This is a genomic window from Arthrobacter oryzae, from assembly GCF_030812315.1.
GTDB lineage: Bacteria > Actinomycetota > Actinomycetes > Actinomycetales > Micrococcaceae > Arthrobacter > Arthrobacter oryzae_B.
In genome coordinates, this window is record NZ_JAUSSM010000006.1 from 88412 (window position 1) to 111604 (window position 23193).

The window sequence follows — 23193 nt, forward strand, 5'->3', positions numbered from 1 at the left end:
AGCTAGTTGGGCGGGGTGGCTGCGTCCGGCGCTGCGCTGTCCATTGCTGCGTGGTCCATTGCTGCGTGGTCCATTTCATGGAAGACCTGTTGCGCCGTCTTGAATGCAGTGTTGGCGGAGGGAACCCCGCAGTAAATGGCGGTCTGGAGCAGGATTTCCTTGATTTCGTCCCTGCTCAGGCCGTTGGTGATGGCGGCGCGGATGTGCATCGCCAGTTCTTCCCAGTGCCCGTGGGCCACCATGGCGGTAATGGTGACGGCCGAGCGCATCTGCCGCGTCAGGCCCGGGCGGGTCCAGATGCCGCCCCAGGCGATGCGCGTGATCATGTCCTGGAAGTCGTCGGTGAAGGCGTCCTTGTTCGCGTTGGCACGGTCCACGTGCGCAGAGCCGAGCACTTCGCGGCGGACCACCATCCCGCCGTCGTAAATCTCCCGGCTGGTGGCATCCGGCTGGACTACGCCGTTGCGTTCCGCGCCGGAGGTTTCCGCGCCGAATGATTCGGGGCCGGTCACTTCGATCCTCCGCGGGCTTCGCTCCAAGTGATGAGGCCCTTCAGCAGTTCGGCAACGTGGGCGGGCGCTTCGGCCGGGGCCAGATGCGCCACGCCCTCCAGCGTCACGGCACTTGCGGTGCCTCCGCCGGCAGTGATGCCCTTCGCCACTTCTGCGGCGAACGACGGCGGCGCGACGGCGTCCTCCGCACCGGCCACCGCCTGGGTGGGGACGCGGATGCTGCCGAGTTCGTCGCGGACGTCGAAGCCGGCCAGGGCCTCGCAGCAGAAGGCGTAGCTGAACCGGTCGGCGTCGCGCAGGGAGTGCAGCAGGCGGCTGCTGAGCTCGGGCTCGCGCTCCATGAATCCGGGCGCGAACCAGCGCTGTGCGGAGCCCTGGATCATTACCGGGGTGCCCTGGCTGCGGACGGTTTCGGCGCGTTCCAGCCAGCCTTCGGGCGTGCCCAGTTTAGCCCCGGAGCACTGCACGGAGAGGCTCTTGAGGCGTTCGCCGTGCTTGATGCCCAGCTGCAGCCCGGTGGCCCCGCCAAGGGACACTCCGGCGTAGTGGAACCTCTCGCCCGGAACGATCGAATCAACCAGTTCGACGACGGCGTCAGCCAGTTCCGCGACGTCGAACGTTTCCGTCGCCGCCGGCGAGACGCCGTGGCCGGGCAGGTCCCAGGCGATGACGTCGAAGTCGTCGCCGAGCAGGCCGCCGGCCTGTGTCCACAACACTGAGGACGTGCCCAATGACGGCCCCACCACCAGCAGGGGCTTGTCCCCCAGCGGGCGCTGGGGGGAGAGCAGTACGGCCTTGACTGTTGGTCTAGCCACGGGATACTCCGTTCGGATCTGTTCGGGTTGGGATGTCTTGGATGGGGTCGGTCCGTGGCGGGCCGCTGCTTCCGGCGAAGTCGGGGAAGGCCGCCAGGATGCGACGGGCGATTTCGGCGGCTTGCCCCAGGTAGCTGGCCGGGTCCAGGAGCTCTTCAAGCCGGTCGTCCGGAAGGACGCTGGCCGGCACGGCTTCACGCACCAGGCGGCGGTAGGTTCCGGCCTGTTCCGCGGCCGGAACCTCGAGCGTCCGGTCCACCACGGACTGGAGCAGCTGCTTGCCGTTCCGGCCGGCGGCGGCACCGGCGTCCTCCCCTGCCGGCAGGGCGTCGAGCAGCGGCGCCACTGCGGCCGAGACTCCCTCGCTGAGCAGCAGCGGCCCGGACAGGTCCAGGTTGCGGCGCATGGCGTCCGGGAAGATCTGCAGGCCTTCGGCGAGCTCCCGCAGGTGGCCGGCGGAGCCGAGCGCCAGGCGGAGCAGCTGCCGGAAGGCCGGCCATTCGCTGTGCCATGCGCCGTCGGGCCGTTCATCGTTGAAGTTGGCCGCCGCAAGGTGCAGCTGCGCGGCCAGGTAGGGGGCCTGGAGTGCCGCACTGCGGACCAGGACCGACAGTACGGGGTTCTGCTTCTGCGGCATGGCCGAGGAAACTCCCCGCCCGGCAGCCCGCGGTTCGGCGAGCTCAGCAACCTCCGGGCGGCTGAGGAACAGCACATCGGAGGCGATCTTGCCCAGCGCATCCGTCACGCCGGTCAGGGCGTCCCCCAGCGACGTGACGGCGAGCCGGTTGGTGTGCCACGGCCCGGGCGTCGCCGCCAGGCCCAGGTGCGCGGCCAGGTTGCCCGAGAGGTCGAAGGGCGTCTCCACGGAATCCCTGGTCAGCACTGTTCCGGCGGCAAGCGTTCCCGCGGCGCCGCCGGTCTGCAGCGGCAGCTCGACGGCCTCGAGGCGCCGTGCGGCAGCAGCCAGGCCGTGGAACCACTGCGCCGCCTTCAGGCCGAAGGTGAACGGCAGGGAATGCTGCGTCAGGCTCCTACCCACGCAAAGGGTGTCCGCATGCTGTTCCGCCAGGCCGGCCAGCGCCGTCGTAATTCCGCGAAGGTCAGTCAGGAGCACAGAAACGGCGTCGCGGGCCAGCAGCATCAGGGCGGAGTCCAGCACGTCCTGGCTGGTCAGCGAGGTGTGCACAGCACGCACGGCACCCACGTGCTCTGTGTCCAGCGCCTTGACTTCGTTCCGGAGGTCGGCCAGCAGCGGGATGACCGGGTTGGCGCCGCCCTGCGCGCGGACGGCAATGCCGGCCACGTCATAGCGGTCCGCCTCCGCGGCGGAAGCCACGACGGCGGCGGAGCCGGCCGGCGCGAGGCCGGCCTTTTCCAGCACCGATGCCCAACCGGCCTCGACGGAGAGAATTGCCGCGAGCACCGCCCGGTCCCCCGTTAGCGCCGCCACGGCGGGCGACGCCGACACCGGACTAAGAAGCCCGATGTCGCCGTCCATGCCCCTTGCGGCATATTCGCCTGCCGCGCCTACTGCGCTGTCCACGCTGGCTGCTCCGGAAGTGTTCACTCTGCGGCGCCCCCGGCAGCCGTACCCTCGAAGGCAGGTCCGCCCTCGAAGTCGAGGAACACGGTTTCGCCCTCGCCCTGCAGCCGGATGTCCCACGTGAGACCGCCGTCGGCGTCACGGCGCGCGATCAGCGTATGGCGGCGTTCAGGATCCAGCGAGGACAGCAGCGGATCGGCCGCCAGCGCTTCCTCGTTCTCGGGCAGGTACACGCGGGTGAAGAGGCGGTTCATCAGGCCGCGGGCAAACACGGCCACGGAGATGAACGCCGCTGCACCGGGCCTGGTGGGCCCGGGGTTCACGGTGGTGAAGGTGTACACGCCGCTGTTGCCGACGGAGCTCCGGCCGAAGCCGGTGAAAGTGTAGCCGTCGCGGACCAGCGAGCCGGTCCGGTGCACAATGTTGCCTTCGGAATCCGGCTGCCAGATCTCCAGGATCGCGTCCGGGATGGGGTGGCCGGCGCCGTCGTATACGGTGCCCTGCAGCCGGATGGAGCCGGGCGATCCCGGGGCGAGCAGTTCGCGGTCCTTCTCGTATGGCAGGGCGTAGCCGTAGAAGGGGCCTACGGTCTGGCCAGGTGTGGGAGTCAGCTTGGTGGTTGGGCTCACGTTTTTACTCGTCTCCATCTGCGCCGAACGCTTCGTTTTCGGTCCAGGTCCGCTTGGAGCCCGTCAGGACAATGTCCCACTTGTAGCCCAGTGCCCATTCAGGCTGGGTGAGGTCGTGGTCGTAGCTCGCCACCAGGCGGTCACGGGCATCCTGGTCCACGATCGACTGGTAGATCGGGTCCAGCGGGAACAGCTGGTCACCCGGGAAGTACATCTGGGTGACAATGCGCTGGGTGAACTCCTGGCCGAACAGCGAGAAGTGGATGTGCGCCGGGCGCCACGCGTTGAGGTGGTTCTTCCAGGGGTAGGCGCCAGGCTTGATGGTGGTGAAGCTGTACGAGCCGTCGGCCCCGGTGATGCAGCGGCCCACGCCCGTGAAGTTGGGGTCAAGCGGCGCCGGGTGCTGGTCCCGCTTGTGGATATAGCGGCCGGAAGAGTTGGCCTGCCAGATCTCCACCAGCTGGCCGGCGACGGGACGGCCGTCGCCGTCGAGCACTCGGCCGGCGACGAGGATGCGTTCGCCCTGGGGTTCACCGTTGTGCTGGATGGTGAGGTCGGATTCCAGTGCATGCACGTCCTGGTGCCCGAAGGCCGGCGAGTACAGCTCGATGGTTTCCGGATCGGCGTGGTGCAGGCTCTTGGTGGGGTGGCGGAGGATGCTGCTGCGGTACGGCGCGTAGTCCAGCCGCGGCTGGGTTTCCGGCGCTTTCCCGTTCTTCAGGGCCGCGGCGTATGTGTCCCCGATTGCCTTGATCTCCGCACTGAGGTCCTGCTGGGTTTCCACGGCAGCCTTCGGCTGGGCCTGAGGCGCAGCCTCCGGTGCAGCCTGCGGCGCCGTCCCGGGTGCGGCCTGGGGTGCCGGATCCGACACATCTTCGGTGATCGGATCAGCGTTGAATGTTTCAAGGTTGATTTCTTCAGGCACGGCAGCCTCCTTTCGGTTGATGGTGTTGAGGGTTGAGAGTTCGGTTCAGGTGATGCGCTTCAGCCGGTGCAGGTGGTCGTACTGGACGGCGTGCCGCACCGGGGCGTTGGGGGCGCCGTAACCGTCATAGCCGCCGCGGCGTTCCACCATTTCGAAGAACACGCTGCCGACTGTGGCGGTGTAGAAGTGCAGGAATTCGCCGTCGGCGTCCCGGTCGTACAGGAGGTTCAGTTCCCGGAGGGTGGCCAGGAATGCAGGGTCCAGGTCGAAGCGGGCGTCCAGGTCCTCGTAGTAGTTCGCGGGGATCTGCAGGAAGTCCAGGCCCCGGTCGCGGGCGGCCCGGGCGGTGGCCACAAGGTCGTCCACGGCGAAGGCGATGTGCTCCTGGTAAGTCTTCCGGTGGGCGGTACCGGCATCCGCGCCGTCCTGCTGGATCACGGGGGCCAGGTTCAGCACCAGGCGCACGGCACGGTCTGCAGTGAGCATCACCTGGGAGCGGACCAGTCCGCTGGGGCTGGGCACCTCCGCGAACGGCTGCGGCTCAAGGGCCAGGGCGCTGGTGTAGAACAGCACTGCTTCGTCAAAGTGCTGCCACGGCTGGGCGAGGTTCACGTGGTCAATCACGGCGTTGCGCGCGCCGGGGGCAGGGACTGCGAGCCCTTTGCCTGACCCGGGGTGCTCACGTAAGTCGCTGTGCTCAGCGAATTCACCGATCTCGCCGAATTCACCGATCCAGGCGGCGGTGCCGTCAGGGTTGCCCTGGCAGAGGAAGATCTCGGTGGAATCCGGTGCCGCGAAGCCCTGGAACACTTCCTCATTGGCCTGGCTCTTGCGCGGCACGGCGGGTGCCTTGAGCTGCCGGGCGCGGGCTGCGGCAATCACCGGCGAATCGACGTCGAAGCCGAGTGCCGCGATGGCGGGCGCGGAACCGACGCTGCCCGAAGCAGCTGCTGACGCGCCGCCTGCCGCATACGGCGCGTCCGGATCCTGCTCGTTGATGATCACGCGTGCGTGGCCCATGGTCCACAGTTGCACGTCCTTGGTGCGGTGTCTGCCGTTGAATTCGAATCCCAGCTGGCCCAGGAGCTTCTCGAGGCCGGCGGTGTCCGCGGCTTTCACCTCGGCAAAGTTGAAGCCTGCCGGTTCGGCCACCTGCGGGAGGGTGGCCAGTTCCATCGGATAACGACGGCGGGCAGGGGCCGCAGGCCCACTAACAACAGCGCCGTTGGCAGCGGCACCCGCCGGGGCGTTGGCGTCCAGCCACTTGGCGCTCTGTTCCTCGAGCCAGATCAGCGACCGCATGGCGTCCACGGCCGTGCGTTCGACGTCGGACTGCCGGAAGACGTCGTTGAAGACCTCCAGCGAGACCGGGCCGGCGTACCCGGCGCGGACCACGTGGCCCATGAATTTGGCGAGCTCGAACTGGCCCTCGCCCGGGAAGACCCGGTAGTGCCGGCTCCAGGACAGGACATCCATGGACAGTTTGGGGGCGTCGGCCACCTGGACGAAGAAGATCTTGTCCGCGTCGAAGGCCTCAATGGGCGCCGTGTCCCAGTCGCGGGAAAGGATGTGGAAGGAATCGAGGCAGGTGCCCAGGTTGGGGTGGCCCACGGTACCGACCAGGCGGTGGGCGTGCTCGTAATCGTTGACGTACTTGCCCCAGGCCAGCGCCTCGTAGGCAACCTTGACACCGTGGTCACCGGCGAGGTCGGCCAGCCGGGACAGCTGCTCGGCCCGCAGGGAATCGTCGTCAATGGTCGCGGTGCCCACGTTGGAGCAGACCAGGATGGTGTCCATGCCCAGGCGGGACATCAGCCTGAACTTGGCCTCCGCCCGGCGGAGGTTGGCGGCGAGGAGGTCATCGGGAACGCTGTCGAAGTCCCGGAACGGCTGGTAGAGGTCCAGGGTCAGGCCCAGGTCCGCGGCCATTTTCCGGACGTCCTCCGGGCTAAGGGAGGACGTGACGAGGTCCTGCTCGAAGATTTCGATACCGTCGAAGCCGGCGATTGCGCACGCCTGCATTTTTTCCTTCAGGGTGCCGGACAGGCACACTGTGGCGATCCCGGTACGCATCAGGCAGCCACCTCTTCCGCGGCCACGAGTTCCAGGAAGTGGGAGCGCATGCGGTCCGCGTCGGCTTCCAGGCCGGTGAAGATCCTGAACGCGTCCGCCGCCTGGCCCACGGCCATGCGGCCGCCGTCCAGCACTTCGCAGCCCTTGGCGCGGGCTTCGCGGACCAGTTCGGTTTCGATCGGGCGGTAGACGATGTCCGCCACCCAGTGCCGGGATTCAAGCAGGGACAGCTCCAGCGGGACGCCAGGGTGGGCGGCCATGCCCACGGGGGTGCAGTGCACTAAACCGTCGGCGAGGGGCATCAGCTGCGGCAGCTCCGCCGTCGTGCTGGCCGCGACGGTGCTGTCCGGGAAGAACCCGGCCAGTTCAGTGGCGCGAGCGGCGCAGCGGGCAGCGTCCGTGTCCACGAGGTCAAGGTGGCGAACGCCCGCGGTGAGCAGGGCATACGCGACCGCGGATCCGGCGCCGCCGGCACCCAACTGGACCACGCGGTCAAGCTTTGCGCCAGGAAGGCCGGCGGCGAGAGCCGCCGCGAAGCCGGAGAAGTCGGTGTTGTGGCCGATGAACCGTCCGTCCCGGATGATCACCGTGTTGACGGCGCCGAGGCGGCCCGCGTCCGGCGAGATTTCATCGAGGTAGTCCAGGACCAGTTGCTTGCACGGATGCGTGATGTTCAGTCCGTTAAAGCCGAGGCGGTGCGCGCTCTGCAGGAGCTCGCCCACGGATGCACCGGGCAGGCCCAGCTCCAGAAGGTCGATGGGGCGGTAGAGGTACCGGAGGCCCTGCACGTCGCCTTCGCGCTCGTGCATGTGGGGCGTGAGCGACGGCATAACGCCATCGCCTACGAGGCCCACCAGAAAGGACTCTGCTCGATTGCTCATCCGTATAGCTCCTTTGACAACGGCATCCGGCTGGCCGGGGCGCCTTGGGCGCCGGCGGCTGCTTGCAGGGTGATACGGCTTACAGTACAGGAAATGTTCACATCTTGCACTGATGTTCTTATTGCGAACAAATGACGACGACGGCGGACGCCCTCTGAGGCAGCGCGCCTCACCGCTGCGGCAGCCGGGCGGACAGTTCGGCGGCGGCCTCCTGGAGCGCCGGGACCAGCGCCACCAGGTTCTCCAGGCTGAGCCGGAAGACCGGAACCGCCGTGGCCAGGGATGCAAACGCAAAGCCCTGGGCGTTGAAGACGGGCACTGCGACGGCACGCATGCCCAGCTCGTTTTCCTCATCCATGACGGCGTAGCCGCGGCGGCGGACCTGCTCAATCTCGGCCCGGAAGGCCTCCCGGTCGGTGATCGAAAATTCCGTGAGCGGCTCGAGCTCCAGCTCTTCCACGAGGCGCTGGCGTTCGGCATCCTCGGCAAATGCCACGAGCGCCTTGCCCACGGACGTGGTGTGGAGTGCGCCGAGGTGCCCCGGATCGCTGGTGACACGGAAGGTCTGCGGGCCGTCCACCTTGTTGACGGTGAGATGGTGGTGCCCGTCCCGCACGGAAAGGATGGTGGCCTCCCCGGTCTTCTCGGTGACACGGCGGAGGATGGGCAGGGCCGTGCCAGCAAAGCCGTGGTGGTTGGAGACACGCTGGCCGAGCTGGAAGACGCGGAGGCCCAGGTGGTAGCGGCGGCCGTCGGGCTCGTAGTCCACAAAGCCGTCCCGCGTGAGGGAGCCCAGCAGCCGGTACGTGGTGCTGAACGGCAGCTCCGCGCGGCGCGACAGCTCCGCCGCGCTGGCACCCCGGGGCTCATCGCCGAGCAGCACGAGCAGGCCAAGGGCCTTGCCCACCATGTCCGTCCGGGAGTCGTCCTTTGGGGCCTTTGGGGCCTTTGGCGCCTTCGCTGCCGCTACTGCATCTTCAGCCGCGGCCGGTCCTGTGTCTTGATTCACACTCATAAGTCGATGTTGCCACATCGTGAGAGCTATTTCTAGATAGTGATCATTTTTCTTGACAGGTGATTGTCCTCACAGTCATCATTGCTGTATCGCAAAAGTAGCTCTCACCATGTGGCTACTTCGTCCGGGTCTTCACAAGGACCTCCAGCCGCCGCCAGCTAAGCCACCATCTGAGCCTCCAGCAGTGACATGCGGCGGCTGCGAAACTCCTGATCCATCCGCGACAATGTCGTCACACAAAGGAACACCATGAGCCAGGCACTCCCGTCCACGACGCCGGGCACCGTTGCAGCGGCCGGGACCCCGAAGAAGGCAGCCCTCGCCAGCTTCCTTGGAAGCGCCGTCGAGTACTACGACTTCTTCATCTTCGGTTCCGCCGCCGCGCTGATCTTCCCGCACGTGTTTTTCCCCAACGCTGATGCCAACGCCGCCATCATGTCCTTCGCCACCTTCGGCTTCGCCTACGTCGCACGCCCGGTTGGCGCCGTCATCCTCGGCCACTTCGGCGACCGCGTGGGCCGGCAGAAAGTCCTCATGTTCACCCTGGTGCTGATGGGCGCCTCCACCTTCCTCATCGGCTGCCTGCCCGACTTCAACACGGTGGGCTGGTGGGCTCCCGCCCTGCTGGTGCTGGCACGCCTCTGCCAGGGCCTCTCTGCGGCGGGCGAGCAGGCCGGCGCCTCCTCCATGACCCTGGAACACGCCCCGGACAACCGGCGCTCATTCTTCACTTCCTGGACCCTCACCGGAACCCAGGGCGGGCAGATCCTCGCGGCCCTCGTCTTCATCCCCGTGCTCGCCCTGCCTGACGAGATCAAGTACGGCATCGGCTGGCGCGTCCCGTTCTGGCTCAGCGCCGTGGTGGTCCTGGTGGCCTTCTTCATCCGCCGCACCCTGCACGAGCCGCCGGCATTCGCCGAAGCACAGAAGTCCGCCGCCATCTCCAAGCTGCCAGTGGCCGACCTCCTGAAGCACCACTGGCGCGACGTCCTCCGAGTTGTGGCCTGCGCCTTCATCGCCGCCGTGTCCACCGTGTTCGGCACCCTGGCCATCAGCTACGCCAAGACCGTGGCCGGCGTGGACGGCACCACCACCCTGTGGCTCGTAGTCGGCGCCAACTTCGTGGCCCTCGGCACCCAGCCCCTGTTCGGCATGCTGGCGGACAGGATCGGCCGCAAGCCCGTCTTCATCTACGGCGCCGTGGCCAGCGCGGTCCTGACTCCAGTGTTCCTGCTGAGCCTCGAATCCGGCAGCGTTCCGCTCATGTTCCTGGCCGCCATCGGGTTCTTCTCCTTCGGCTACGCCGCCTCCAACGCCGTCTGGCCGTCCTTCTACGCCGAGATGTTCAGCACCAAGGTCCGGTTCTCCGGCCTGGCGATCGGCACCCAGCTGGGGTTCCTAATGGCCGGCTTCGCCCCGGCGATCGTCGCGGCCATGGGCGGCATCAAGCCCGGCGGCTGGGTCCAGATCAGCATCTTCACGGCTGTCATCTGCGGCATCGCCGCAGTATCGGCCCTCACGGCCAAGGAATCCTTCAAGACCCCCACGCGGGAGCTCGGCCTGAAGTAAGGCACCCAATTGCGGAAGCCGCCGTCGTGACCCCTTTTGCCAGTCAAAACGCGGCCGACACGGCGAGTCGCTGACCTTCCGGCCAGGTTCACACAAAAGAAGGTCACGACGGCGGCCCGTCCCCTCTTGGGGGCGGGCCGCCTCAGTTGAGTGCGGGTGTTAGGTTCCGGCTTTTCCTGTGGCCAGCACTTCGGCAAGGTCGTACTTGACCGGCTCCTCGAGCTGCTCGTAGGTGCAGGATTCCGGGGCCCGGTCGGGCCGCCAGCGGACAAACTGGGCGGTGTGGCGGAACCGTTCACCTTCCATATGGTCGTACTTCACTTCCAGCACGCGCTCGGGGCGGAGCGGCGTGAAGGACAAGTCCTTGCCGGCGCTCCAGCGGCTGCCTTCGGCGTTCCGCGGCGTCCGTTTGCCTTCCTCCTGCTTGGCCCAGGCCCAAGGGTGGTTGTCGAAGTCCGTCACCAGCGGCTGGAGTTCCTCGAACAGGTCCTTGCGGCGCTGCATCGGGAAGGCGCCAACAACCCCCACGCTCGCCAGCCCGCCGTCGCCGTCGTAGAGCCCGAGGAGCAGGGACCCGATCCGGTCCGGTCCGCTGGTGTGCACGCGGTAGCCGGCCAGGACGCAGTCCGCCGTGCGTTCATGCTTGATCTTGAGCATCACGCGTTTGTCCGGCTGGTACCGGCCGTCCAGGGTTTTGGCCACGATCCCGTCGAGGCCGGCTCCCTCGAACTGGTGGAACCATTGCTCCGCAGTGCCGTTGTCCCGCGTGGTGGCGGTCAAATGGATCGGCGCCGAACTGCCGGCAAGCGCCGTCTCCAGCATGCTGCGCCGCTCGGAAAACGGCCGTTCCATGAGGTCCTCGTCGTCGAGGGCCAGCAGGTCGAACGCCACAAAGCTTGCGGGTGTCTGTGCTGCCAGGAGCTTCACCCGGCTGGCCGCGGGGTGGATCCGCTGCTGGAGCGCGTCGAAGTCGAGACGGTCACCGGAGCCGCCCACCAGGACGATCTCGCCATCCAGCACGCAGCGCGGCGGCAGGTTCGCTTTCAGGGCCTCCACGAGTTCGGGGAAGTAGCGCGTCATGGGCTTGCCGTTGCGGCTGCCGATCTCCACGTCGTCGCCGTCCCGGAAAATGATGGACCTGAAGCCGTCCCACTTGGGTTCGAAGCTCCACTTCGGGCCGGAGTCCGGTACGTCGGGCAGTGCGCTGACGGCTTTGGCGAGCATCGGCGCGATCGGGGGCATCACCGGCAGTTGCATAACGCCCATTCTTGCCCGGCGGCCCGCTTCGCACCACCCCCGGTAGGGCTGAGACTCCGCGCCTGGGCCTCAGCGGCCACGCATCCGTGCCTACAGGGCTTTGACCGCGCCGAGAACCTTGGTCAGTGAGTCCTTGGCGTCGCCGAACAGCAGCGTGGTCCGCGGTTCGTAGAGCAGCTCGTTCTCGATGCCCGCGAAGCCGGGCCGCATGGACCGCTTCAGGAACACCACCTGCCGGGCATCTGCCACTTCAAGGATGGGCATCCCGAAGATCGGAGACCCCGAGGACGTTTTCGCAGCGGGATTGACTACATCGTTGGCGCCCACCACGAGTGCGACGTCGGCGGTCTTGAATTCCGAGTTGATCTCGGTCATTTCCTTGAGTTCCTCGTACGGCACGTTGGCTTCGGCGAGGAGCACGTTCATGTGCCCGGGCATGCGGCCCGCCACGGGGTGGATGGCGAAGTCCACCTGTATGCCGCGCAGCTGCAGGGCCTTGGCCAGTTCCGCGGCGGTGTGCTGGCCCTGTGCCACGGCCAGGCCGTAACCGGGAACGATGATGACGCGCTGCGCGTAGCCCAGCAGCACGGCGACGTCCTCCGCGCTGGAGGAGCGCACCGGCCGGTCACTGACCGCGGTGGAACCCGCCGTCGAGCCTCCCCTGAACGCCCCGAACAGGATTCCCGCCACGCTGCGGCCCATGGCGGCGGCCATGGCACGGGTCAGGATCGTACCGGAGGCTCCCACCAGGGTGCCCGCCACGAGCAGCAGCACGTTGCCGAGGACCAGTCCCGACGCCGCGACGGCCAGGCCGGTGAAGGCGTTCAGCAGCGAAATCACGATCGGCACGTCCGCGCCGCCCACCGGCAGCACCAGGAGGACGCCCGCGGCCAGGCCCAGCACCAGCAGCGCCGATGCCAACGGCAGCGAACCGGTCAGGACGACGGCGACAGCGGCCCCCACCGCAGCTAGCAGCACCGCCGCCATGATGACGGGCAGCCCGCGGAAAACCACCGGACGGGTGGTCATGAGCTCCTGCAGTTTGGCGAACGTGACGGCTGAACCGGCGAAGGACACCGCCCCCACCAGAAGCGTGAACGCGATCGCCAGGCGGACCCAGGCGTTCCCCGTGTGGGCCAGTTCAAGCAGGGCCACGAGAGCGGCGGCACCGCCGCCCACTCCGTTGAAGGCCGCCACGAGCTGCGGCATCTGGGTCATCCTGACCCGCCGGGCCACGGGGGCGGCCACGGCTGAACCCACGGCAATCGCACCCAAAATCCAGGGAATGTTGTCCAGCCGCGCCGACAGGAACACCGTGATAACGCCAATCGCAGCGCCCGCGGCGCCAACGAGGTTTCCGCGGCGTGCGGTGCGCGGCGAGTTGAGGCCCATCAGGGCCAGGATGAAGAGCGCGGCCGCCGCGAGGTAGAGCAGGCCCGTCCAGGTCGGATCCAGGACGCTCATCGCGGCCCCTCCCGGTCCCTGCGGCCCCGGAACATCTCGAGCATGCGGTCGGTCACCACGAATCCGCCCACCAGGTTCGCAGTGGCCAGCACGACGGCGAGCAGCGCCACGGCGAGGACCAACGGGTCCGCGGCCTGGCCGGCCACGATGATGGCGCCCACCAGGATGATGCCGTGGATGGCGTTGGCGCCGGACATGAGCGGTGTGTGTAGGGTGCTGGACACTTTCGAGACCACTTCGAAGCCCACGAAGACCGCCAGTACGGTGATCGTGAGCAGGCTGATGCCGTCCATCAGGCCACCCCCTCGTTTTCGGATTCGCGGTTCCCGGGTTGACCGGGCACGGGTCCAGCGGACAGCGCGAGGGCTTCCGCGGTCGGCGCGTGCCGCACCTCGCCGTCGTGCGTCAGGCAGGTGCCGGCCACCACCTCGTCGCTGAAGTCGAGGACCAGGGTTCCGTCCCGGATCATCAGGGCGAGCAGGTTGGCCACGTTCTTGGCGTACAGCCGGGAGGCGTCCGCGGGCATGGCGGAGGCAGCGTCCTTCAAGCCGACCAGGGTGACAGTGCCCTGGCCGTCGGCCGTGTCCACCTGGATGTCCTGGCCCGGAACCGAACCCTCCACGTTGCCTCCGGATTCCGCGGCAAGGTCCACCACCACCGAGCCAGGGCGCATGCCCTGCACCATCTCCCGGCTCACGAGGAGCGGGGCGCGCCGGCCGGGGACGGCCGCCGTGGTGATCAGTACGTCCGCCTGGGCGACGTGCGGCGCCAGGAGGCTGCGCTGCAGGGCACCCCGGTCCGCGCTGAGCTCCCGTGCGTAGCCGCCCGAGGCTTCGGCCGTCTCCAGGTCGAGCTTGATGAAGGTGCCGCCCATCGAGGCGACCTCGTCCGCCGAGGCGGGCCGGATGTCGTTCGCGGAAACCCGGGCGCCCAGCCGTTTTGCCGTACCGATGGCCTGCAGGCCGGCCACGCCGACGCCGAGCACCAGCACGCGGGCAGGCGGGATGGTCCCGGCGGCCGTCATGAACAGGGGAAAGAACCGGGGCAGGCGCATGGCCGCTTCAAGCACACAGCGGTAACCCGCCACGAGGGCCTGCGACGACAGGGCGTCCATCGACTGTGCCCGGGAGATCCTCGGCACCAGTTCCAGCGCGAAGGAAGTCACCCCGGCGGCGGCCAGTGCCCGTACGGTGGGCAGTTCGGACGACGGCGATGCGAGCCCCGCGGTGACGGCACCGCGGCGCAAAGCCGCCGCCGTCGCGGGTTCCAGCGGGCGCACGTGGGCGAGGACATCGAGTGATCCCGGATCCAGCTCGGGGACGATCCGCGCGCCGGCCCGGTCATACGCGTCGTCACCGTGGCCTGCGGCGGTTCCGGCCCCGGATTCGACCAGGACCTCAAGCCCCAGGCCGATCAGTTGCTGCACCGTCTCCGGTGTCGCGGCCACCCGCCGTTCGCCCTCGCGGCGTTCCCGCACTATGCCTAGCTTCACCCGCCACTCCCTTTCCAGCGTCATCGCTGTCCCGGATCATCCCTGACCCGAGTCGGTACTGGCTAGAGTCTATGACCCGCCGCACCGCCGCGGCAGGATCCCCCCGCACAAACCCGCTCCGGGCAGTGCATAGTTTCAAGTCGCCCTCAGTTTTCCTCGACACGCCCCGGCCCCGACGGTAGACATTAACGATGGCTACTATCGGTTTTCACGCATCGCATGAACAGATCAGCCCGGGCCAACTGCTCCAGGACGTCCAGCTCGCGGAACAGGCAGGCTTCGACGCGGCCATGTGTTCGGACCACATCGAGCCCTGGTCCGCCCGGCAGGGCCATTCCGGCTTCGCCTGGTCCTGGCTTGGCGCGGCACTGGCCACCACGTCCCTCCGCTTCGGTGTGGTCACCGCTCCCGGCCAGCGCTACCACCCGGCTATCATCGCGCACGCCTCGGCCACCCTGGCGGACATGTTTCCAGGCAGGTTCTGGATGGCCACGGGCAGCGGGGAAAACATGAATGAGCACATCACGGGCGATGCGTGGCCCGCCAAGGAGAGCCGCCAGCAACGCCTGGAGGAGTGCGTTGACGTCATACGCCGCCTGCACAACGGCGAGGAGGTGACCCACCACGGCCTGGTCACCGTGGAACAGGCCCGCATCTGGGACGTTCCGGCGACCAAGCCGCCGCTGATCGCACCGGCAATCAGCGTGGAGACGGCCCGGCGCGCCGCGACATGGGCGGACGGCCTGGTCACGGTGAACCAGCCGCACGCGAAGCTGACGGAGATGCTCGCCGCCTACCGGGACAACGGCGGCCGGGGCAAGGCCGTGCTGCAGATCCACCTGTCCTGGGCACCGCGGGAGGAAGAAGCGGTTTCCATTGCCCTGGACCAGTGGCGCTCCAACGTCTTCGCCCCGCCTATCCCCTGGGACCTGCCCACCGCAGCCCACTTTGACGGCGTCAGCACCGACGTCGGCGAGGACCAGGTGCGCAAGGCCGTCAACATCTCATCCAGCCTCGAGCAGCACGCCACGTGGCTCCAGGAATACGTGGATCTGGGCTTCGACGAGCTGTACCTGCACTTCGTTGGCCAGGAGCAGAAGCCCTTCATCGAGGCGTTCGCCGAACACGTGCTCCCCCGGCTGCGGGAGAGGTCTTCCCGCGAGGTGACAGCGTGAGGATCGCGGAGACATCCGACCTGTGGTGGAAGAACGCCGTGATCTACTGCCTGGATCCGGAAACCTTTTTCGACGACGACGGCGACGGCACCGGGGATTTCGGCGGCCTGATCCAGCGCGTGGATTATCTGGCGGCGCTGGGTGTCACGTGCATCTGGCTCATGCCGTTCTACCCGTCGCCGGACCGGGACGACGGCTACGACGTGACCGACATGTACGGCGTCGACCGCAGGCTGGGCACCATGGGCGACGTTGTGGAGTTCATCAGGACGGCCAAGGACCGGGGAATGCGCGTCATCGCGGACTTCGTCATCAATCACACCTCGGACAAGCACCCCTGGTTCAAGGAGTCCCGGAAGTCAGTGGACAACCCCTACCGGGACTACTACGTGTGGCGGAAGGACACTCCCCCGGACACTTCCGAACAGGTGGTGTTCCCCGGTGAGGAAACGTCCATCTGGACCCGGGACAAGGCAACCGGCGAGTGGTACCTGCACATGTTCGCCAAGCACCAGCCGGACCTGAACGTCGCCAACCCCAAGGTCCGGGACGAGATCGCCAAATCCATGGGTTTCTGGCTCCAGATGGGGCTGGACGGCTTCCGGCTGGATGCGGTGCCCTTCTTCCTGGAGCTGCAGGGCGTGTCCAAGGAGGATGCGGGAAAGATCGACCCGCACGACTACCTGGCAGCGCTGCGCAGCTTCATCAACAGGCGGAACGGCAGCGCCATCCTGCTGGGCGAGGTGAACCTGCCGTACAAGGGCCAGGTGAAGTACTTCGGCGGGCCGGACGGAAACGAACTGAACATGCAGTTCGACTTCCTGTCGATGCAGAACATCTACCTCTCACTGGCCAGGGAGGATGCGCGGCCGCTGGCCAAGACGCTGTCCGGCCGGCCGCCCATCCACCCGGACAACCAGTGGGCGATGTTCGTCCGCAACCACGATGAGCTGACGCTGGACAAGCTCAGCGACGAGGAACGAGCGGAAGTCTTCGCCGCCTTCGGCTCGGACCCGGACATGCAGATGTACGGACGGGGACTCCGCCGCCGCCTCCCGCCGATGCTCGACGGCGATCGCGCCCGGATTCGCATGGTCTATTCGTTGATGTTCTCCCTCCCCGGAACCCCAGTCCTTTTCTACGGCGAGGAAATCGGGATGGGTGAGGACCTGCGGGCCAAGGGCCGCTCCGCCGTACGCTCCCCGATGCAGTGGAATGACACGGAAAATGGCGGATTCTCCACTGCGCCGGCGGATCAGCTGGTGGCCCAGGTGGTGGACGGCTACTTCGGTCCGAAGAACATCAACGCTGCCCAGGCCAAACGGGACCCGGACTCGCTGTGGAATTTCATCGCCGCACTCATCCGAAGCTACCGGGAAAGTCCGGAGCTCAGCTGGGGCGATTTCGAACTCATCAAGCAGCCCAATCCCGGCGTGCTCCTGCATTCCTGCACCCGCGCCGGTTCAACACTGGTCCTGGCCCACAACATGGCCGCACAGCCCGCCTCCGTCACCGCAACGGTTACGTCGCCGGAAGATCCGGAGGAGACCTTCGGCGGGGCCATCCTGCTGGACCTGCTCGACGGCGAAAACGTCGCGTTGGCGGACGACGGCGGATTCGACCTGGAGCTGGAGCGCTACGGCTACCGCTGGTTCAGGGTCCAGCGGCCGGCGGACCGCCGGATCTGACACCGGATGTGAGCTGCTTTTGGCTGCGAAACCGTGGGGGCGCGGAAAACTAACGCGCCCATTACCGGCATGAAACGCGGCGGCAACAATAGCGCAGCACACTGGATGTGCCGGCAATTGCAGGCAAAAGAACAAGCTCCAGCTCAGGAGGCCACGCCATGTTGAAGGAAGCCAAAGCCCATGTAACCCGTGTTCGCGCCCTGGACCAGTTGCACCGCGGCGACGAGATCGAAGCCCGCCTGTCGGTGGGTCCCAGCTATGACGACGTAGTGATCCGCCGAGGCAGCGTGCAGGAGACCGCGCCGGGAATCGGCGTGGTCTGGATCATGGACCGTCAGACCGGGATGCGCAAGGCGATCAATACGGACGAATGCAGCGTTTGGCGAGTAGCCTGAGCCCTTCAGCCGCCGGCCACGGACTGGATGATCACCACTTCCTGGCCGGCAGCCACTTCAGTTTCCAGTCCCCGCAAGCGCCGGACCTCGTCACCGTTCACGTAAATATTCACGTAGCGGCGCAGGGCGCCGGTTTCATCCCTCAACCGCCTCGCAAGCACCGGATAGTCACCGGCCAGCGAGTCCAGCAGGAACCCCACAGTCACCGCCCCGTCGGCGGGCGCAGTCAGGATGGACTGCCCGCCGGCGAGCGGCTGGAGGACACTGGGCAGCACCACACTGATGTCAGCCACAACGGATCCTTAAGCGGATACTGGAGCGCCGGGCACCAGGGAACCGGACACCACAGCGGCTCGGACACACAAAACGTCCGGCAGGTGTGAGGCCACTTCGGTGAAGTGCTCGCCCTCATCCGGGCTGGCGTAGACCGAGCCGCCGCGCGTTCCGAAGTACACCCCGGCCGGTTCCGCGGAATCCACCGAGGCAGCGTCACGGAGCACGGCGTTGTACTCGCCCTGCGGCAGCCCGGAGTCAAGGCGCTTCCAGGTCCTGCCGGCGTCATCCGTCCGGTGCGCAGCCAGCTTCCCGTCCGGCGGGATGCGTTCGCCGTCGGCCTTCAGCGGGACCACCCACGCGGTGCCCGCACGCCGGGGATGCGTCAGCATCACGAAACCAAAATCTGCCGGGAGGCCTTCGGCAATCGATTCCCAGTTCTCGCCGTTGTCATCCGTGCGATACACGCCGTGGTGGTTCTGCGCGTAGAGCCGGCCTTCGACGGCGGCATCCGCCGCGATCTTATGCACGCACTGCCCGAATTCGGGGTTGGGATCCGGCATGAAGTAGGCCGAGATTCCCTTGTTCCGCGGCTCCCAGGATGTGCCGCCGTCGAGCGACCTGTACACCCCGCCGGTACTCATGGCGACGTGCACCTTGTCTCCGGAGGGATCCACCACAATTGAGTGGGCCGCCGCTCCGCCGTAGCCTGCACCCCATTCGCTGCGGTGCGGATGGTCCCAGAGTCCGCGGTTCAGCTCGAAGTGTTCGCCGCCGTCGGTGGATTTCCACACGGAGATGGGCTCGGCGCCGGCCCAGACAACCCCGGGGCGGGATTCGGCGTCGGGATAGATCTGCCAGATGCGTTCCACTGCGGCCTCTGTGCCGTCCGGGAACTTGATGGCACCCTGTTCCGGTTCGGTCCAGGTCGCCCCCAGGTCATCCGAATGCGCAACGGTGGGGCCCCAGTGCTCGGAGCGCACACCCACCATGATGCGGGTCCGGCCGTTTCGGGTGTCAATGGCGATGCTGGGGACCTCGCTCATCAGGAAGTGCGGGCCGGACATGGACCATTCCCGCCGGTCCTGGCTGGTCGCCAGCCACAGCCCTTTTTTCGTTCCGATCGCTAGGACATAACTCTCTTCTGTGGCCATGCACCCCATGCAACCACTCGGGCCCGGGTGCCGCAATGGTTTGCCTGCGGCAACATGCGCCCTTTGAGGTCAGTCCACGAATTCAGACTGCGTCTCGATGAAGTCCCAGTCCGCGTCCGTGAGGACTCCTGTGGCGATGTCCGGGTGCGGGCCGCCGGCCTCGGCAATTCCCTGCAGCACGGGCAACGGCAATTCCTCCGCTCGGAGGTTCTCCCGCAGCCATTCCTTGCTGTCCAGATCCAGATCAAGCCACCACATGTAGATTTCCACCGCGGACCACCTCTCCCTATGCCTCAACGTTATTCCGCGGCGGAGGGGTGTACAAGGGTCCAATGGCGGCGTCGCACGCCTCCAGCCCACCGCTGGTTGCCCCTTGTGCCCGTACTTCCGGTAGGCCAATCTTGTCTTGTAGGGCAGTCCGGCACACCTGAACAACCGCGGCGGACGTCCCCTGTGGAGGCACTCCGCACTGCGATGAGAAGGTTGCCATGGACGGTGACATCGAGCTCGAACTCGCGTCAGGTTCTGCGCGCGGTGAATACTCGGTGCGCGTGGTCCAGGCACCGGCCGGGGGCAACGCTTCAGGGATATTCCGGCTCGACGTGGACAGGATCCTCGAACGCCGCAGCGAATTGGAGGCCACCGTCCTCGCCTCCGCGGTGGCGGCGCGCCGCACGACACCGGTCGCCGAGCTTCCAGTCCGCGGAGTGGGCCAGGAACTCTTTCAAGCCTTGTTCACCCGCGAAGTCTACGGAACATACCGGGCGAGCCTGGGGGCTGCCCAGCACAGCGGACAGCAGCTCCGCGTGGTGCTGCGACTGGCTGCACCGGAACTGGCTGCCATGCCGTGGGAAATGCTGTTCGACCCGGAGACCGAAAGCTACCTGTGCCAGACGGAGCCGCTGCTACGCCATATTCCCGCGCCGGATTATCACCTCAACCCGCTGGAAATCGTCCCTCCGCTGCGGATCCTGGGTTTGATAGCTTCCCCGCGCGACCTTCCGCCGCTCGACGTCGAAGCGGAACGCAACCATCTCACCGCAGCCTTGGCCGGTCCCGTTTCAGAGGGCCGGATTGAGCTTGCCTGGGCGCCGGGAGGAAGCTGGGAGGACATCCAGTCGATGCTGCTGCAGGGCCCTTGGCATGTGGTGCACTTCATCGGGCACGGTGACTACGACGCCAGGAGCGATGAAGGCCGGATCGCCCTGACGGGGGCTGACGGGCGGGCCTCCATGGTGCGGGCCATCCGCCTGATGGCCCTGTTAAGCGTTGCCGTGCCACGGCCGCGGCTGGTGGTCCTGAATTCCTGCTCGTCCGGGGAGACCGGCCGGGAGGATCTCTTCTCCGGCACGGCATCCACATTGGTCCGCAGCGGCATCAGCGCCGTGGCAGCCATGCAGTTCGCCATCAGCGACGGCGCCGCGATCGCATTCGCACAGGGGTTTTATGCGGCAATCGCTAACGGCCGCGGCGTTGACGAGGCCGCCCGGGTGGGTCGGATTTCCGTGATGGGGAGCCCCGACGGAACCCTCGAATGGGTTACCCCGGCACTCTATGTGCGGGGCGGAGACACGCAGTTGTTCAACCTTAAGGCACCCGCCCGGCCTGCGGCGAAGAGCAGTACAGGCCCGGCTGCGGCCGTCCCCGCGCCGACGGACAGTCCGGCGGGATCAGCAGAGCGGTCCGCTGCCCGGGTTCGGCAGGCTGAGCTCCGCGCCCTGTATGTGCAGGCCTGCGCCGAGTTGCGAACCAAGCACTATCCGGTTGCCATAGAACTCTTTGATGATCTGCTGACTCTCGACGGCGGCTACCGCGATGCTGCGCTACTGCGTGCTTCCGCGGCGCAGCACCAAGAGCGTTCGGAGGCCTACCGCCATGCCCGCGAAGCCGAAGACGCAGGGGACTGGACAGCGGCAGCCAGCGGCTACGCCGCAGTCAAGGATGATCCCGATTTCCCGGACGCCGCCGCCCGGGAGCTGGATTGCGCCAGGCGGCAACGGATCGCCGATTTGCAGGGTGAGCTGGAGTACCACGCGGGCAGCGGCAGCTGGCAGGCCGCCGTTGACGTGGCGGCGGAGCTATACAGCCTGGATCCCGGCGCCTCCGATCCGGACGGACTGGCATCGAAGGCCCGGACCGAACTGCGCCGGGAAGACGAGGCATTGCGGGTGGCGCAGCGGACCGCCCAGCAAGGCAAAGTGGCCCGGAGCGCAGCAGATCAACCGGCGTCGCCGCCGCAATCGCGGCCCGGGACGGTAGGCCCCGATCCGCGATTGCTGGCTGCCGGCGGAATAGTCCTGGCTGTGGCCGGCGGGCTTCTGGCTGCCTTCTTCACCTACCTCAACTGGTTCGACGAAAACGACTGGTGGTATTACGGCGGAGAAGCAAGCGTGCGCCTTGTGTACGCACTGCTGGCCCCGGCGGGTTACCTCCTGCTGCTGCTGGCGGGGCTGCCGGAGCGGACGGAAACGGGGCGGGTGGCGCTGGCCGTAGCGATCGGAGCCGGTGCCCTGCTCGGTATTGTGGGCTTTGAACCTGATCTCCTCTGGGCGGCCACGGCCAGTACGCTCGTTCAGGCAGCCTTCGGTCTGTGGGCAGGCATTCTGGCCGTCCGGGCACCTAACACGCCGGCGGCGGCCGGTTGGCTCCTGCTAGCCTGCCTCATCACGCTGCCGCTGATCTGGATTCCCGGCGAGGACCTCTCCGGCCGCGCGGTGGTGCTCGTGATCCAAAACGCAACCGTTGCTGCCAGCGGGTTGGTGTTCCTCGGACTTGGCCTCACACGGAATGGTAACGACAGGCGGAACCGGAAGGACTAGTGATGACACGGCTGGTGGAATTTCCGACAGACAGCGGCGGGACCGTGCTCCTGGAAGTGTCAGACAACACGGGCGGCCTCGTGACGCGCGGCGGCGGCCAGGCTGGCATGTTCGCACGGGCACAGCAGACCTTTGAGCGTGCGCTGAGAAACATCCGGCCGGCGGTCCAGGGCGTCATAGAGGAGCTCTTGGACCTTCCCAACAAACCGGATGAGGTCTCGGTCAAGTTCGGACTGGACCTGCATGCGGAAGCCGGAGCATTCATTGCAGCCGCCAGCACCAGCTCGAACTTCACGGTGACGCTGACCTGGCGTCGCCCCAAACAGCCGCCGGAGGCTCCGGACGACGACCCCGACTAAGGCACAGCAGTAGCGTCCTCGACCCACATTCACGGGGCCCGGCAGCCCGCAATCGATTTTCCGCCCACCCCAAGGAGCCCCATGAGCACTAAGCAGCTGATCATTATCGGGTCCGGGCCTGCGGGCTATACGGCGGCCATTTACGCTGCCCGGGCAGGTCTGAAGCCGCTTGTCATCGCGGGGTCCGTGACCGCGGGCGGTGCGTTGATGAACACCACCGAGGTGGAGAACTTCCCCGGCTTCCCGGCCGGTATCCAGGGACCGGAACTCATGGACGGCCTGCAGCAGCAGGCGGAGCGGTTCGGCGCGCAGGTGGTGTTCGACGACGTCACCGAAGTGACCCTCACCGGGCACCTCAAGCGCGTGGTGACCGGCGCCGGCGACACGCACGAGGCGCCGGCGGTCATCCTCGCCACCGGCTCCGCGTACAAGGAACTCGGCCTGCCGGAGGAGAAGAAGTTCAGCGGCCACGGCGTGTCCTGGTGCGCCACGTGCGACGGCTTCTTCTTCCGCGACCAGGACATCATCGTCGTCGGCGGCGGGGACTCCGCCATGGAAGAAGCCACGTTCCTGACCCGCTTCGGGCGCTCCGTCACCGTCGTCGTCCGGAAGGACGAACTCCGGGCCTCCCGGATCATGGCCCAGCGGGCCAAGGACAACCCGAAGATCAGCTTCGCCTGGAACTCCGCCATCACCGCCATTCACGGGGACGGCAAGGTCACCGGCGTCACGCTCAAGGACACGCGCACCGGCGAGACCCGCGAACAGGCAGCCACCGGCATCTTCGTGGCCATCGGGCACGTGCCGCGCACCGAACTGGTGGCCGGCCAGGTGGAGCTGGACGCCGAGGGCTACATCACGGTGGATTCCCCCACCACGGTCACCAACCTCACCGGCGTGTTCGCCTGCGGAGACGCCGTGGACCACCGCTACCGCCAGGCCATCACCGCCGCCGGCACCGGCTGCGCCGCCGCCCTCGACGCAGAGCGCTACCTCGCCGCCCTCGACGACGCCGACAGCATCGCCACCGCCCTGGTGGAAGAACCCACCCACGCCTGACCCAAAGACGGGAGAGGGGATGGAAGGGGCTGTGAGCAGCCGTGACCCGGCCGCCTCCAGCGCTGCCCGACGCTGTTCAAGGACTCTAGGCGGGGC

General features: G+C 67.3%; 22 protein-coding genes. 7 read left to right on the plus strand and 15 right to left on the minus strand.

Annotated elements, in window-relative coordinates:
* Window positions 1–2 precede the first annotated feature (2 nt).
* The 8 genes from pcaC to J2S97_RS13350 form a co-directional block, all read right to left on the minus strand.
* A complete protein-coding gene (pcaC, locus tag J2S97_RS13315; protein ID WP_307050176.1) occupies window positions 3–512 on the minus strand; it encodes a 4-carboxymuconolactone decarboxylase in 510 nt (169 codons plus the stop codon).
* A complete protein-coding gene (locus tag J2S97_RS13320) occupies window positions 509–1327 on the minus strand; it encodes an alpha/beta fold hydrolase (protein WP_307050178.1) in 819 nt (272 codons plus the stop codon). The genes pcaC and J2S97_RS13320 overlap by 4 nt, the downstream gene beginning before the upstream one ends.
* The gene (locus J2S97_RS13325; RefSeq protein ID WP_307050598.1) at window positions 1320–2825 is read right to left on the minus strand and encodes a lyase family protein; all 1506 of its coding nucleotides are present in this window, start codon (window positions 2823–2825) and stop codon (window positions 1320–1322) included. The genes J2S97_RS13320 and J2S97_RS13325 overlap by 8 nt, the downstream gene beginning before the upstream one ends.
* Window positions 2826–2890: 65 nt before the next feature.
* Window positions 2891–3499 (minus strand): protocatechuate 3,4-dioxygenase subunit alpha, encoded by a 609-nt coding sequence (gene pcaG, locus J2S97_RS13330; protein WP_307050180.1) that lies wholly within the window; start codon window positions 3497–3499, stop codon window positions 2891–2893.
* A gap of 4 nt (window positions 3500–3503) precedes the next feature.
* On the minus strand, window positions 3504–4370 hold the full coding sequence (gene pcaH / locus J2S97_RS13335; RefSeq protein ID WP_373460562.1) for a protocatechuate 3,4-dioxygenase subunit beta: 867 nt from the start codon (window positions 4368–4370) through the stop codon (window positions 3504–3506).
* A gap of 99 nt (window positions 4371–4469) precedes the next feature.
* On the minus strand, window positions 4470–6497 hold the full coding sequence (locus tag J2S97_RS13340; protein WP_307050184.1) for a bifunctional sugar phosphate isomerase/epimerase/4-hydroxyphenylpyruvate dioxygenase family protein: 2028 nt from the start codon (window positions 6495–6497) through the stop codon (window positions 4470–4472).
* A complete protein-coding gene (locus J2S97_RS13345) occupies window positions 6497–7378 on the minus strand; it encodes a shikimate dehydrogenase (protein WP_307050186.1) in 882 nt (293 codons plus the stop codon). Before J2S97_RS13345 ends, J2S97_RS13340 begins: the two co-directional genes overlap by 1 nt.
* 169 nt (window positions 7379–7547) lie before the next feature.
* A complete protein-coding gene (locus tag J2S97_RS13350; protein WP_307050188.1) occupies window positions 7548–8393 on the minus strand; it encodes an IclR family transcriptional regulator in 846 nt (281 codons plus the stop codon).
* A gap of 249 nt (window positions 8394–8642) precedes the next feature.
* Between J2S97_RS13350 and J2S97_RS13355 the strand changes: the two genes are divergently transcribed.
* Window positions 8643–9962 carry an MFS transporter gene (locus tag J2S97_RS13355; RefSeq protein WP_307050190.1) on the plus strand — a complete coding sequence of 440 codons (1320 nt, stop codon included), beginning with the start codon at window positions 8643–8645 and terminating at the stop codon, window positions 9960–9962.
* Window positions 9963–10121: 159 nt separating this feature from the next.
* On the opposite strand, the gene J2S97_RS13360 is transcribed toward J2S97_RS13355, so the two are convergent.
* The 4 genes from J2S97_RS13360 to J2S97_RS13375 all read right to left on the minus strand — a co-directional run bounded on the left by J2S97_RS13360 (window position 10122) and on the right by J2S97_RS13375 (window position 14175).
* Window positions 10122–11219: an ATP-dependent DNA ligase gene (locus J2S97_RS13360; protein ID WP_307050191.1), complete on the minus strand. Its 1098-nt coding sequence runs from the start codon at window positions 11217–11219 to the stop codon at window positions 10122–10124.
* Between the two features lie 90 nt (window positions 11220–11309).
* Window positions 11310–12683, minus strand: a complete 1374-nt coding sequence (locus tag J2S97_RS13365) for an NAD(P)(+) transhydrogenase (Re/Si-specific) subunit beta (protein WP_307050193.1) — start codon at window positions 12681–12683, stop codon at window positions 11310–11312.
* Complete coding sequence (locus J2S97_RS13370; protein ID WP_307050195.1) at window positions 12680–12976, minus strand: NAD(P) transhydrogenase subunit alpha; 297 nt, start codon at window positions 12974–12976, stop codon at window positions 12680–12682. The genes J2S97_RS13365 and J2S97_RS13370 overlap by 4 nt, the downstream gene beginning before the upstream one ends.
* Window positions 12976–14175, minus strand: a complete 1200-nt coding sequence (locus J2S97_RS13375; protein ID WP_307050197.1) for a Re/Si-specific NAD(P)(+) transhydrogenase subunit alpha — start codon at window positions 14173–14175, stop codon at window positions 12976–12978. The genes J2S97_RS13370 and J2S97_RS13375 overlap by 1 nt, the downstream gene beginning before the upstream one ends.
* 191 nt (window positions 14176–14366) lie before the next feature.
* Between J2S97_RS13375 and J2S97_RS13380 the strand changes: the two genes are divergently transcribed.
* The 3 genes from J2S97_RS13380 to J2S97_RS13390 all read left to right on the plus strand — a co-directional run bounded on the left by J2S97_RS13380 (window position 14367) and on the right by J2S97_RS13390 (window position 17433).
* On the plus strand, window positions 14367–15350 hold the full coding sequence (locus tag J2S97_RS13380) for a TIGR03885 family FMN-dependent LLM class oxidoreductase (RefSeq protein ID WP_307050199.1): 984 nt from the start codon (window positions 14367–14369) through the stop codon (window positions 15348–15350).
* Window positions 15347–17038 (plus strand): alpha-amylase family protein, encoded by a 1692-nt coding sequence (locus J2S97_RS13385; protein ID WP_307050201.1) that lies wholly within the window; start codon window positions 15347–15349, stop codon window positions 17036–17038. The genes J2S97_RS13380 and J2S97_RS13385 overlap by 4 nt, the downstream gene beginning before the upstream one ends.
* A gap of 158 nt (window positions 17039–17196) precedes the next feature.
* On the plus strand, window positions 17197–17433 hold the full coding sequence (locus J2S97_RS13390) for a hypothetical protein (RefSeq protein WP_307050203.1): 237 nt from the start codon (window positions 17197–17199) through the stop codon (window positions 17431–17433).
* 5 nt (window positions 17434–17438) lie between these two features.
* Here J2S97_RS13390 and J2S97_RS13395 read toward each other — a convergent pair whose 3' ends face one another.
* From J2S97_RS13395 to J2S97_RS13405, 3 genes are read right to left on the minus strand one after another with little or no spacing between them, the layout of a single operon-like run.
* Window positions 17439–17726 carry a MoaD/ThiS family protein gene (locus J2S97_RS13395; protein WP_307050205.1) on the minus strand — a complete coding sequence of 96 codons (288 nt, stop codon included), beginning with the start codon at window positions 17724–17726 and terminating at the stop codon, window positions 17439–17441.
* Window positions 17727–17735: 9 nt separating this feature from the next.
* Window positions 17736–18869: a WD40/YVTN/BNR-like repeat-containing protein gene (locus J2S97_RS13400; protein ID WP_307050208.1), complete on the minus strand. Its 1134-nt coding sequence runs from the start codon at window positions 18867–18869 to the stop codon at window positions 17736–17738.
* 60 nt (window positions 18870–18929) lie between these two features.
* Window positions 18930–19130 (minus strand): hypothetical protein, encoded by a 201-nt coding sequence (locus J2S97_RS13405; RefSeq protein WP_307050210.1) that lies wholly within the window; start codon window positions 19128–19130, stop codon window positions 18930–18932.
* Between the two features lie 218 nt (window positions 19131–19348).
* On the opposite strand from J2S97_RS13405, the gene J2S97_RS13410 reads away from it, so the two are divergent.
* The 3 genes from J2S97_RS13410 to trxB all read left to right on the plus strand — a co-directional run bounded on the left by J2S97_RS13410 (window position 19349) and on the right by trxB (window position 23097).
* Complete coding sequence (locus J2S97_RS13410; protein ID WP_307050213.1) at window positions 19349–21679, plus strand: CHAT domain-containing protein; 2331 nt, start codon at window positions 19349–19351, stop codon at window positions 21677–21679.
* A 2-nt stretch (window positions 21680–21681) separates the two neighbouring features.
* On the plus strand, window positions 21682–22038 hold the full coding sequence (locus tag J2S97_RS13415) for a CU044_2847 family protein (protein ID WP_307050215.1): 357 nt from the start codon (window positions 21682–21684) through the stop codon (window positions 22036–22038).
* Between the two features lie 81 nt (window positions 22039–22119).
* Window positions 22120–23097 (plus strand): thioredoxin-disulfide reductase, encoded by a 978-nt coding sequence (gene trxB / locus J2S97_RS13420; protein ID WP_307050218.1) that lies wholly within the window; start codon window positions 22120–22122, stop codon window positions 23095–23097.
* The last annotated feature ends 96 nt before the right edge of the window (window positions 23098–23193 follow it).